Origin of the sequence: Comamonas testosteroni (assembly GCF_000761245.1) — a bacterium.
Classification (GTDB): Bacteria; Pseudomonadota; Gammaproteobacteria; order Burkholderiales; family Burkholderiaceae_C; genus Comamonas; species Comamonas testosteroni_C.
This window is the reverse complement of record NZ_AWOR01000052.1, coordinates 1-12,674: the sequence shown is the minus strand read 5'-3', so window position 1 is coordinate 12,674 and position 12,674 is coordinate 1. Positions and strand designations below refer to the sequence as shown.

At 55.8% G+C, this 12,674-nt stretch carries 10 protein-coding genes; 5 read left to right on the top strand and 5 right to left on the bottom strand.

Annotated features, from left to right (window positions below; all coding sequences use genetic code 11):
• The first annotated feature begins 506 nt into the window (after window positions 1-506).
• Window positions 507-2,078 carry a hypothetical protein gene (locus tag P353_RS27560; RefSeq protein WP_052084881.1) on the top strand — a complete coding sequence of 524 codons (1,572 nt, stop codon included), beginning with the start codon at window positions 507-509 and terminating at the stop codon, window positions 2,076-2,078.
• Between the two features lie 467 nt (window positions 2,079-2,545).
• Here P353_RS27560 and P353_RS29255 read toward each other — a convergent pair whose 3' ends face one another.
• Entirely contained in the window at window positions 2,546-3,166 is a 621-nt protein-coding gene (locus P353_RS29255) for a hypothetical protein (protein WP_157839606.1), read from the bottom strand.
• A 13-nt stretch (window positions 3,167-3,179) separates the two neighbouring features.
• Entirely contained in the window at window positions 3,180-3,749 is a 570-nt protein-coding gene (locus P353_RS29250) for a hypothetical protein (protein WP_157839605.1), read from the bottom strand.
• A gap of 524 nt (window positions 3,750-4,273) precedes the next feature.
• Here P353_RS29250 and P353_RS15500 point away from each other — a divergent pair.
• The 4 genes from P353_RS15500 (at window position 4,274) to P353_RS15485 (ending at window position 9,253) form a co-directional block, all read left to right on the top strand.
• Window positions 4,274-4,819 carry a fimbrial protein gene (locus P353_RS15500; protein WP_157839604.1) on the top strand — a complete coding sequence of 182 codons (546 nt, stop codon included), beginning with the start codon at window positions 4,274-4,276 and terminating at the stop codon, window positions 4,817-4,819.
• A 96-nt stretch (window positions 4,820-4,915) separates the two neighbouring features.
• Window positions 4,916-5,605: a molecular chaperone gene (locus P353_RS15495; protein WP_232776557.1), complete on the top strand. Its 690-nt coding sequence runs from the start codon at window positions 4,916-4,918 to the stop codon at window positions 5,603-5,605.
• Window positions 5,606-5,657: 52 nt separating this feature from the next.
• Window positions 5,658-8,240, top strand: a complete 2,583-nt coding sequence (locus tag P353_RS15490; RefSeq protein ID WP_080750562.1) for a fimbria/pilus outer membrane usher protein — start codon at window positions 5,658-5,660, stop codon at window positions 8,238-8,240.
• Window positions 8,237-9,253 carry a fimbrial protein gene (locus P353_RS15485; protein WP_080750561.1) on the top strand — a complete coding sequence of 339 codons (1,017 nt, stop codon included), beginning with the start codon at window positions 8,237-8,239 and terminating at the stop codon, window positions 9,251-9,253. Before P353_RS15490 ends, P353_RS15485 begins: the two co-directional genes overlap by 4 nt.
• Before the next feature lie 473 nt (window positions 9,254-9,726).
• Here the strand turns inward: P353_RS15485 and P353_RS15480 are convergent, their stop codons facing one another.
• From P353_RS15480 to arsH, 3 genes are all read right to left on the bottom strand, one after another.
• A complete protein-coding gene (locus tag P353_RS15480; protein WP_034371236.1) occupies window positions 9,727-10,779 on the bottom strand; it encodes an ArsO family NAD(P)H-dependent flavin-containing monooxygenase in 1,053 nt (350 codons plus the stop codon).
• Between the two features lie 19 nt (window positions 10,780-10,798).
• Window positions 10,799-11,983, bottom strand: coding sequence for an MFS transporter (locus P353_RS15475; RefSeq protein ID WP_034371233.1), 1,185 nt, complete (start codon window positions 11,981-11,983; stop codon window positions 10,799-10,801).
• A gap of 9 nt (window positions 11,984-11,992) precedes the next feature.
• Window positions 11,993-12,674 (bottom strand): arsenical resistance protein ArsH (arsH, locus tag P353_RS15470; protein WP_034371231.1); only part of this gene is annotated, 682 nt, incomplete at its 5' end.

Genomic DNA, 12,674 nt, shown 5'->3' with positions numbered 1-12,674 from the left:
AAAAAGGGAGTCTACGGACATCAGTCCATCGGCATTCAGCGCTTGAAGCTCTGCCATAGCGATGTCCTTTTTAGCTTACAAGCACAGGATCTTGCGGGCCAATGCAGAGACATGGAAAAAGTCAATTCAACGGCAGCTTTAGGCCGCCTCCAGAGGCAGGCCGCGACCCATTCCGTTCGCTAGCAAGATCACTAGCTAGCGTCTGCTCTCGGCGGGAGCGGTCACTCGACACTGGGCAATCTGGACGAAGTTTGGCCGCAAGTTTGCATGCCGGTTAGCAGTCGTTGCGAGGACCTGCGATCGACCCACTGCGGCCGTTCGAGCCTCGCAGGACTATGTCAGCGATGCAGCGATTGCTGCCGGTCACATCTGCGAGGGGCAGGACTGTTTTCAGCCAGATAGCAGTCGTTCCTATCTAGGAGATACTGGTCGATTCAAATCGCGATTTTGATACTTAGTAAAGAACATTCATCTCAGTAGGATCGAGGCAGTTTCTAAGGAAAAACATGCTAGACACTACTAATCAACTTCCAACGCTGGGCTACCTGCACAAGGTCGTGTGCGACTGCCTAGGGCTGTGGAACAGCGATAACGAAGATGTTGCCTTCCGCGTCGCCGCTACAGAGAAAGAACGGCGCGCCGCGTTGCGGCAGGCTTTCGAGACAATTCAGCAAGAGGGTGGCGGATATGGATCTCTCGACGACCTAATCGCGGTAACTACCCATTTCGCTCCTAAAGATACGCAGAAGCTCAAAAAAAGTAGAACGATTCAAGCTTACGTAAATCAGTTTTCAAAAACTGACTTTGAATCAGTCGCTGAATATAGCGAATTGCGTCAATACATCAAGGTTCTACTCACCGAGCGCTACTCGCTCTGGGGCGTATCCGAACTGGCGGTAAATTTTTATATATCAGCACTCAGTCACTATCGAGAGTTTGTTAGAGAGTACGCATGCAATGCGCAGAATCAGTCGCACAGTTTTCAGTATTTTCTTAGTCAAAATCTTCGCAAGCTGTCGCTGAAATTAATCAGCGAACTATTGCAAGATGACACTTGGCCACATGCGCCTCTGGACGAGCCGTGGCCTTTGAAAGCATTCGCGGATGCTGCTTGCCAGATTACAGGTATTTCATTACATAAGCTTCATCAATATCACGAGTTTCAGCTAAAGGCTCCTCTCAACGAGAAAGCATGGACTCGTGACTTCACCGCTCAGCAGGTCAACACTCGGTCCAAGCAGGTGATAGATCGACTACGCAAGCACAACAGGATGAAGTGGGAAACCTTTTATCCAACTCTTCAACCCTTGAACTATCACCTGCCGAAGGCTGTCAACGAAAACGCATTCGCGATTCATGCATTTGGAGCAATGATTGCGCACAATCTAAATGTACATGTAGCAAGTTACGGTCCATTCGTGCCGTTGGCGGGAGACAGCTTGACGAACCTTTCGGCAGAGCGCTTGCACTCAATCCCAAGCAGCGACTTGATGGATCTGCAAATCAACGACTACCCAAATATTGATGAATCTGTCGCTCAGCATGCATCTTCCCGCTATCAAGCCCTGCTCGACCAGATCCGAAGCTTACCTGGTTCACTCAACCTCGCTGCAGACATTCCGGGCAGCGCTGAATTAGCCTACAAGACGGAATATAGATCGTTCACTGAAGGAACTTGGCATGTAGGGTTAGATACCCCCCCCAGTTGGCTCATCGAATGGGCACGCGCCCGTGATGCGATGTTTGCCGGTGACAGCCTGCTGGCTCTCACGCACTTTAAGTCAGCGCTCGAGCAGTCTAAGTACACCGCCGGGCCACTATTCATCGCTTTTTACATCCAAGTATGTGCGTTCTGCAAGTCTCAGTATCGGTTGCTTTCAGAGCGGAATGAGGCTGAGTTGTTCGATCGCTTTTACGAAGGCTTAGGCCAGAGTGCGGCGAACTATGCAGGATTGATGGGCTATACCCCACAGTATGTGCGAGATCCAAAAACGCTGATGCCCCATACAGCACTGCCTCTGAAGACCCAGTGGATTCTCAGAGAAATCGATGTATTCACAAGAGCCTTAAACAACTGAATCGCTCGAATTTATAGGAGTGCTTCATATAAGTATGGCAATCCAAATGCAGCACGAAGCCGGATAGTGATGCATCCCTAAGTGATCCGGCAAGGAGAAAGAAAATGAGTAGAAGTGGCGGTAATAGCGGGGGTAGAAGTAGTAGCTCCCAAGGTAGTGGGAAAAGTAGCGGATCAACCGGAGGCGGCCGTGGTCAGGGAAATGGCGGTGGATGGCCAAGTGGAACAGGCAATCCATCTGGTGGAGGACGTAGCAATGCGCCACCTAGCGGGGGGAAAAAGTAAACTCAGTGCGATGACTGCTTGTGGTAGTTGCAGTCATCGCCCTTGTTGAGTTGAAAGGCCGCAACCAGTCTGAAGTAGCCGCCCAAGAGGATGCGGTGGCCAGCTGCTCCTGGCCGGTCTGCGACCGTCGCCGACCGACCCAGAGCGGCCATTGGCACGAATTCTTTAGTCACTGAGAGACTGTCAGTCTTTGAGTTGCGCGCCGAACATTCTGTTCCCGAGAAAACCTCGATCAACAAGCCCAAGATGAACAGCGACCTCTTGCCGAAGGCGCTCTGCATTCTTATTTTCTCCTTGTGCAGGGAAAGAGAAGAACGAAGGAGCCGCATTTGCAGGCTTAAATAAAGCAAGCAGCAATGCCTGCCCCCCAGTCTTAGTGACCAGTTCTACGCGGTTGACGGGACTCTTTCCTTGCTGGATGTATGACTGAACTGAGCCAAACAGCTCTAGAGGATAGACGCGCTGCTTTGGCTTAAAGAAGGCAGAGACACTCGAAATGACCACTTGAGAGCTAGCTGCATCTAACGTAACTCTGCGTCGATTTGCAATAACTTTATTCCAGAACAATATCAAGCCAACTCCAGCAAAAACTGCAGAAACTATGAGTCCTTTGGGCTCAAATAATCCTAGCAATAAACCAAAAACAGCCACGCACCAACACATATAGACGGTTAGGAATGACAGTTGATTATTGACGGTAATTAAATTTAACAAGGTCATATTGCCGGGCAGAGTTAAGTTATTTGATCTGATCAGTTTGTGACGGGTTCTGGCCAGTAGGCTGAGCGTTTCAGAACGCCCCAAAGCACAGATTCAGCTATTGAGTCTCCCACTTCATCAAGTTGTCAGTGCCGCTTGCGCCGAGGCTAAAGAGCTTGATATCTACTTCGGTCGAATTGAATTGGCTGGCGAAGCATGTCCTATATAAGTCTTGATCATCGGCAACGTCTTTTGTGGTTGCGTCCAGCGAACTTTGGGGTATGTCAAATATCGCCAGCAGTTGTCTCAAATCATTAATGCTAGGAGCAGAACCTTCTTCGAATAATGGAGGAGGTTGAACATGAACCCATGAAAGCTCGCAGGCCATGAGAAATTCTGTGAATGAGTCCAGCCAGACTTCATCCAAGCCTGGAGCTGCTGTACGTATCCAAGGCCGTCTTTTCTCTAAGTTGGTAATGGCGTCGTATCGCTTTGCTGCGAAGTATGCTCTATCCCTATCTCGAATGGAGGTGGCATCGATGCGTGCATCCCATGGTTGAAACAATGCAACCCAAACAATAGGAAGATGCCATTCAGACAATAGGTATGGGGAGCTGTTGGACTCAAGTTCAGTTCGAGTTGGGCGGTTTTCATGTTCAAGAAAATAGAGTTCGCTGTCGTCCGACATGTGAGTCCCTCTCAAAAATTCTTCTCTTAAGAGCCCAGCTTAGCATTCGGCCATCCGCTTGATGTCTATCAATCGGGCTATGTCTGCACCTAGCCAATCTGCGACTGTCGCAATACTACCTGCTACCCAAAGAAGACAGTCAATCCTGGCCCAAACTCATCCAATCGTACGCGCTCCCAGCGTGGTGCTGGTCTGTATGTGCCGGCTCGATGACTGCTCAGTGCCCCCGCCGCCCAAGGTGAATGCCATATTTGCGGCGTCAAAAAAGCCGCCTGCAATCCCCTTGCCCTTCATCTCCAAGGCTGTGCCAATCATGTGACTGACTTTAATTATTTTTAATTTTTAAGACTATTCTTATTGAGTTTTATACGGGTGAATTTGATCATATCAACCTCCTGTTGATCATAACTTTCTCTGTCAAAGTTGCTTATTCCGTAAGCAAAATAGTTTTGCGGGCTAGGCGCCAAGAATGTTTCTGATCGGCAGATTAATCGTTGGTGTTTTTAATTAATCGAAAGAGCGATATGCAATCTAAACTGCGCACTATATTGATCTGTATGGCGGGCGTCGGTCTTGGTGCCCAAGCTTATGCGGCCACCCCTCAGACCGGTGTGGTCAACATTACTGGCAAGGTCACTGAAACCAGTTGTGTACTTGGTACCTCTGCCGCAAGTGTCAATGTGACGCTGCCTCCTGTCGACAAGGATTTGCTCTCTGCCGCGCAGAGCAGTACCGGTCGTGGCGGTTTTTCCTTGAGTGTGAACGGCTGCTCCAACGGGGTGAAAGTCTCTGCAGCTTTCGTTCCAAACAACCACGTCGATGCCCATGGCAACCTCAAAAACAGCGCTGCTACCGGTCCGGCTAGCAACGTACAGGTGCAAGTGCTCGATAAAGACCATAACGTGATCAACATCAATACCGACGACGCTACCAAGCAATTGGAACGCGCGGTTGACGTGAGCGGCGGCGCGGCCAACCTGCAGTACTACCTGCAGTACTACTCGCAAGCGGGTGGCGCTAGCGCCGGTGCTGTCGCAGCCACAGCGAACTTCCAACTGACCTACGAGTAATCCGCATAGCCCGGGGCGCACGTCCCGGGTAGTCAAGAGAAACCAGCAATGTCCGCTTATTGGTTACGGGACGTGTTCAGCAGCGTACTGCTTTGCTTGTCCACCCTATCCGTCGCCCACGCCGGCGTATCGATCGATGGAACGCGAATCGTCTACCCCGCCAAGGAACGCGAAGTCACCATCAAACTCACCAACAAGGGATCTGACCCCGCTTTGATGCAGATCTGGGTTGATCGTGGTGATACTCAAAGCAAGCCGCAGGATGCGGACGCGCCCTTCCTGGCAACGCCACCCATCTTCAGGCTCGACCCGCTGAAAGGTCAGAGCGTGCGCCTGGCATTTACCGGCGAAAACCTGCCGCAGGATCGCGAGAGCCTGTTCTGGTTCAATGCGCTGGAGATCCCGCCGCTGCCGCAGGACTCCAGCGGAAACATGATGCAGATCGCTGTGCGGTCACGCCTGAAACTGTTCTACCGCCCCAGTGGCCTGTCGGGTGATCTGCACAAGGCTATCGAGCAGGTGGTCTGGCGGGTACAGCGTCAAGGCGATGGCGATGGCTATGTACTGCGTGGCGAAAATTCCAGCCCTTATCACCTGTCGTTCAGTGCGTTGTCACTGGATCAGGGTGGCCGTACCACGGATACCGGCGGCGGCATGATCGTGCCGTTCAGCAGCCATGACTTCCCACTGCCAGGCTACAGCGCTGGGATCGATGGGGGCAAGGTACGTTTCCGCTGGATGAGCGACTTCGGTGCTGCCCCCGAGCAGTCCGCCAGTCTGCACTGAGCCTCAAGGAGTTGGGGTGCGTCTGCTCATTTGTATATTTCAGCGTTGGTGCATGTTCATCGATGCTCGCTTGTCGCTTCGTGACGCATTGCGGGCCGCTATCGTCAGTGCTGCCTTGACTGGAGGTATCAGTCAGGTACTCGCGAAAACGGGGGGCCAGCAGGCGTCCTTCAATCCAGCTTTTCTCCAGGGGTCTGCGAGCGACAGGGTGGATATCTCGCGTTTCGAACGCGGCAACCCGGTGGTGCCAGGTAGCTATCAGCTGGATGTTTACGTGAATCAGAACGGGATCGGGCAGCAGGACATCATCGTGCAGGATGCGCAGGATGGCCGGGCTTCACGCTACTGCTTCAAGCGCAATCAACTGGCAAGCCTGGGGCTGGATGCGGCGCGAGTGCCGGATGCTGCGGCGCCGGATGCAGACTGTGTAGATATCACCCAGCAACTGCCGGGTGCCCAAGCCGAGCTGGACCTGGCCACCCTGCGTCTGGATCTGACCATTCCGCAGGCGTTCCTCAAGCTTTCCAGCCGCGGTTATGTCGATCCGCGTGAGTGGGATCGCGGTGTCACAGCCGGGTTCATCGACTACAACGCCAACGCCTATCGCAACGATGGGCGCGGCCAGGAAAGTACCCAGCTCTACACCGGCCTCAATCTCGGACTGAACATCGGCAACTGGCGACTGCGCCACAACGGCAGCTACAGCCAAAGCAGTGGCAGCGGCCCAACGACCAGCCACTATGACGCGGTAAGCAGCTATGCGCAGCGGGACCTGACCGGCCTTAAGTCGCAGCTGACGCTGGGTGAGTACTACACGCCATCGGGCCTCTTCGACAGTGTGCCGTACACGGGCGTACAACTAGCCTCGGATGATCGCATGCTGCCCGATTCGCAGCGCGGCTTCGCTCCAGCCATTCGCGGCACCGCCGAGAGTAACGCGCGGGTGACTGTACGCCAGGGCGGTACTGTGCTCTACGAAACCAGCGTGGCGCCCGGCCCCTTTGTCATCAATGATTTGTACAACACCGGCTACTCAGGCGACCTGAACGTAACAGTGACCGAGGCCGATGGCCGCGTACGCAGCTTCACCGTGCCTTTCGCTTCGGTGGCCCAGTTGCTGCGACCGGGCACTTCACGTTACAGCCTCACCGCCGGCAAGTACCGCGATGACTCGCTCAAGAACAAGCCACGCTTCGCCCAGGGCACTTACCAACGCGGCATCTCCAACAGGTGGACCGGCTACATCGGCAGCATCATTGCAGACCAATACCTGGCTGTGCAGGGCGGCGTTGCGCTGAGTACATCGCTGGGAGCGTTCGCCTTTGATATCACCCATTCCCGTGCCTCGGGGTTGCAAGAGCGTGGTGGCTTGAAAAGTTCGGCAAGAGGCCAGGGCTCTCGCCTCAGTTACAGCAAGTTGCTGGAGAGCACGCGCACTAATTTCGCGGTGGCGGCGTATCGGTTCTCCAGCGAGGGTTACCTGAGTTTTGGCGACTTTGCCCGAGCCCGCGATCCCAGCGCTGCGCCTGCACGTCGTCAGCGTAGCCGCTTCCAGGTGAACATCAATCAGCCCCTGGCCAAAGGCTACGGCAGCCTCTTTCTAAGCGGCTCCTCTCAAAGTTACTGGCAGACCGGCCAGTCCAGAGACACGAATTACCAGGCTGGCTACTCCAACAGTTATCGCTGGGGCAGCATGAGCTTGTCAGCCAGTCGCGTTGAGTCCAATCGCGGCAAAAAAATCACGCAGTACATGCTCATGCTGTCATTTCCGCTGGGCCGATCCAGCCGCGCACCTTACCTGAGCAGCTCGAGCACCTATTCGGACAAGGGTGACTTGAATAACCAACTGAACGTTTCCGGCGTGCTCGGCGAATTCAACCAGTTCAACTACGGCGTCTATGGTTCGCGCTCACGCGCAGAAGGCGATACCAGCAACTCGGGCGGCGTTAATGTGCAATACCGCGCGGCCAGCACCAATCTGTCTGGCAGCTACAGCCAGGGTGACGGCTATCGCCAGATTGGCCTGGGTTTGTCAGGGAGTGTGGTGGCGCATCCTGAGGGCATCACCTTCAGTCAGAGCCAGGGCGAAACGCGTGCCATCGTCCAGGCAAAAGACGCCAAGGGGGCGCGGATGCTCAACAACAACGGAGACCAATTGGACGGTAGTGGTTACGGCGTAGTGGCCAGCCTGATGCCGTACCGGCAAAACGAAGTGGCGCTCGACCCCAAGGGCATCGCCGACGACGTCGAGCTGCAACTTACTTCGCAGAGCATCGCCCCGCGTTATGGCGCAGTGGTGATGCTGAACTACCCCACCGTGACGGGCGAGCCCGTGTTGCTGACTCTGCACAACGAGCAGCGCCAAGCGCTGCCGATGGGTGCAGAGGTGCTCGATGCACAGGGCAACAGCTTGACGCTAGTGGGGCAAGGCAGTCGAGTGTTCTTCCGCGCCACCGAGCCACAGGGCCAACTGACCGTGCGTTGGGGCCAAAGCAGTGATCGCCAGTGCCTGGTGCATTACAGCTTGCCATCGCTGGAGCACAAGCGCGAGTCGCCCTTCATCAAGGCACAGGCGCTGTGCAGCAAACCATCCAGTGCGTCCCTGCCGCGCTCAGTTCACGAGGAGTCATCATGAGAATTTTTCTTCTACTCATTGCCCTGTTGTGGGGGCCTTCAGCGCTGGCGGCGGGGTGCAGTTTCCTACAGGGCAGTCAAAACGTGCAGGCTACGGTGGCCCTGCCGTCAACCTTGAGCATCCCGCGTAACGCCCCCAACGGCACCGCGCTGTGGGACAGTGGCTGGAAGGGATTTTCTGGAACCAGCATCGAGTGTGACGTTCAGGGTAAGGTGAGTGGCACCCATGCTGGCGGCATCGGTGCAGCAGTTCCTGGACATACCAGCAACGGCTTTGCCTCGGTATTCGCCACCAATGTGCCGGGCATCGGTGTTTCGGTGTTCTGGTGCAACCAGATGCTGGCCAATTGCAACCCCAACCCAACCCAAATTACCCCGCTGCCTAGCCTGAGCTGGCCAGTGGCAGCGCCAACGAGGTACCCGTTGAATACCAGCTGGCGAGTGCGCCTGATCAAGACCGATGACATCGATGTCTCTGCGGGAGTGGTCACTATTGGTGGGTCTTCCGCAGTGAGCTACAACAACTTGGTTGTAACGACGCTCTCCATCACCAGTAGCTCGCAAATCACCGGCCTCGGTTGTGAGATGAATGCTGACAGCCGCTCTATCGATGTGCGCCTGCCGACGATTGCCAAGACTGATTTTGATGCCTCGCCCATCCCACGGGCCAACGACAAGGCGAAAACCTTCAATATCAACCTGCTCTGCGACAGTGGTGTGAAGGTCAGCTACCAGGTTGACGGCACGCAAACCTCCGCTGGCAGTAACGTTCTAGTCAATGGCAGTGACGAGGGCATGGCAAGCGGGGTGGGCGTCACCCTTTTCAAGGGCGATCTGAGCAGCACCACCCAACTGCAGCTGGGCTCGAAATTGGTCCATGGCACAACATCTCTCAGCTCCACACGAGTCAAGATTCCGTTGACGGCACGTTATTTCCGTACGGCTGCAAGCCCTTCGGCGATGGGCTCGGGCTTCGTGTCGACCACAGCATTCTTCACCCTGTTCTACGAGTGAATTTTTCTGTCAGGGCCGTGCGGTGAGTATTTGCCTCAAGTCCGCCAAGCGTTCGCACGGCAAAACCATCACCGATTCGCTGCTAAACCCACCAGCGATTTGCATTTCATATTGCCACTTTGAGTGTGATGAAGCTCCGCAGAGCTTATCAAGCACGTCAAAGCTGGCAGTGGGTGGCGCAATGGAGCAGATTGATCCGTTGCTGCCGTCCGCACTTCTTTGGCAAATGACTGCGTTGCACTGTGGCTTCAACCGACTGCTGCTGCTCATGTCTGGATGGCCAACTACCGGTTGCAGCCGCATGGCGGACCTTAGGAGCCGTGCGCAAGTCGATCCCCAAATGACCGGCTTCGGGCTGGCAGCAGTCGGTGATCCATCGGAAAACCGAGAGAGCACTGAATGCCCGCTATCACTGGAGATGAAGTGGTGCTGCCGACCTGCAGCAGACCTTTAGATCCAGGAGCAGCGGTCATTCAGTCCGATAGGTGCTGCGTAATCTCGCTTGCTGTGCTGCGAGCTGTGCGCATGACTCCAATGAGCGTGGCAGATGCTGGCCCGGTCCACTCACCGTAGCCCACAAGCCATAAACTTGGGACGCCACGCACCTGTGTACCGTCTACCGCGACTCTGCATTCGTTGACAACGCCAAGAGTCTCCAGAGGCTGTAACGCTGGCCTAAAGCCGGTGCACCAGATGATCGCGTCGAAAGGCTTGGTACTTCCGTCGCCCCATTGAGCCCCGTCCGCCGTGAGCTTCTCGAATGGGCCGACAGAATGCAGCACGCCGCGCTGGCGTGCTTCAAGGACAGGGGGAACCATCACGATATCGCCAAAGCCACCTGGCAGGTTCTCTGGATCTTTACCCTCCTGCAGGGCCTGCCAGCGTGCAGTGGCCCTCTCGAAGAGTACGCGTCCATCGACCTCGTCCGGTAAAAAGGCTGGAGGCTCCAGCGTGACCCAGGTCGTGGACTGAGCAACAAGCGAGACCTCCGCCAGGATCTGTGCACCGGAGTTTCCTCCGCCGACCACCATCACTTTCTTGCCTTTAAAGGGCTCAGGTGATCGGTACTGAGCTGAGTGCAACTGTTGTCCCTTGAAGGACGCCAGACCCTCAACGTTGGGAACAAATGGATTTCGCCACGTTCCCGTGGCAAATACAACGGCGCGCGAGTTCCAGCTCCTCGCTTCGGCATTGACCTGGAAGCCTTGCTCGGTGCATTCAATGCCTGTGACGCGAACCGGCCTCTCGATCTTGAGTTCGTAGCGTGCCTCGTACTTGCGAAGATAGTCGACCACATGGTCACGACCTGGATACTGGTCAACCGAAGCAGGCATCGGCCATCCCGCGATGGAACTCCACGATGCGGGAGAAAAAAGCCTCAGCGAATCCCATCCATGCTGCCAGGCTCCACCACCAGCCTCCTCGGCATCCAGCAGCAGCACCGACAGATTGGTGCGGCGCAGGAAGTACGCCACAGATAGGCCTGCTTGACCAGCTCCGACGATGATCACATCGTGAAACGACATTGGTGACCTCCTTTTGCCTTTATTGCTGTGCACTCACACGCGTGGACCACAGAGCCGCAAATGCACTGATCGCCAGCACAGAAGACAGCCACAGAGCCTGGCTGCCCCAGTTTGCGACAGCCAGCCCGAAAAGAAATGGTGACCCGGCTTGCACGATGCGTGCAGGCACCATGAGCCAGCCTTGACGCTGGCCATATCCTTGAGAGCCAAACACCTTGAGCGGCAGCGTGCCTATGGCAATCGTCAAGATGCCATTGCCAAGGCCGTGCAGGATGGCAAAGACACTGGCTGCAGACGCACCTGCAAGTCCCAGGCAGACGGCAGCCAAGGGATGGGCAAGGATGGCCAGGCGAGCAGACAGCAACGGGTGTGCTTTCTTGAGAAAGCTGTATTCCACCACCCGACCTGCAACCTGGGCGGGCCCGACCAATGCAGCGGCAGCAATCGAAGCAGCCAAAGTTGCACCGCTGGCCTGAAGAATCTGAGGCAGGTGGGAAGCCATGGCAGTGCTGATGAACCAGGACGCCGCGAAAACGTAGGCCATCAGATAGGTAGTGCGCTTAAGACTGATGCCTGCGTTGCTTGCGCCCTCAGGCACGGCTCCAGGCGGCTTTTGTTCTTCGAACACTTCCCTCGGGTTGGGCTTGGCACGCGATAACAAGGCATTGAGCGGAAGGCCCAGCAGCAGATGCAGGGCGGCCCAGAACATGCATACGGCGCGCCAGTCGTACAGGCCTTCCAGATAGCTGGAAAGCGGCCAGCCCACTGTGCTGGCAAAGCCAGCAAAAAGCGTGATTCCGGTAATGGCTGGGCGCGCATCCTGGCCATACAGGTGCACAACACTGGCAAATGCGGCTTCGTAGAGGCCGCTGCCCATCGCTACACCCATGAACGCCCACGCCACGAAGATATGCATTGTCTGCGTGGCCTGGCTCAACATCAGCAAGCCACAGGCAAAAACCAGATTGCTGGCGAGAAGCACTGACCTTCCGCCAAAGCGATCAATCAATCGGCCCGCAATAGGGCCTACCGCAGCAGCCACCAGCAAGGCTGCAGAGAAAGCGCCGAACACCAGAGAGTACGAGGTGCTTGTCGACTGACTGATTGGCTTGGCCAGCACCGCAAGCAAGTAGTACGACGAGGCCCAGGACAGGGTTTGGGCAATCCCGAGAAGGACTGTGACTTGCGTGCGGTTCAGTGCCATCTGTATCGTTTAAATGCTGCGTTGATTGACCCGTTTGGACAGTTCTTCGGCACTTTCACGGCGCTCGCTGTAGCGATCCACCAGGTAGTCCGAACAGTCTCGCGTCAGCAGCGTGAACTTGACCAGCTCTTCCATCACGTCCACCACCCGTTCGTAATACGAAGAGGGCTTCATCCGGCCAGCCTCATCGAATTCGGCAAATGCCTTGGCAACGGACGACTGATTCGGGATGGTGATCATGCGCATCCAGCGACCCAGCACACGCATCTGGTTGACCGCATTGAAGGACTGCGAGCCCCCCGAGACTTGCATCACCGCCAATGTCTTGCCTTGCGTCGGTCGCACGGCACCAGAGGACAAAGGAATCCAGTCTATCTGCGCTTTGAGGATGCTGCTCATCGCACCATGACGCTCAGGAGACGTCCAGACCATACCCTCGGCCCATATAGCCAGCTCACGCAGTTCCTTGACCTTCGGGTGATCGTCAGGGGCACCATCGGGCTGCGGCAGGCCGCGCGGGTCGAAGATCCTGGTCTCGGCCCCCATCTTGCGCAGCAGTCGCGCCGCCTCTTCGGTCAGCAGTCGGCTGTAGGAGCGGTCGCGAACCGAGCCATACAGCAGCAGAACGCGCGGCCCATGCGTCGCGCGTTGTGCGGGCAACAGGCCTTCCAGGCTGGGCTTTTCAAAGACT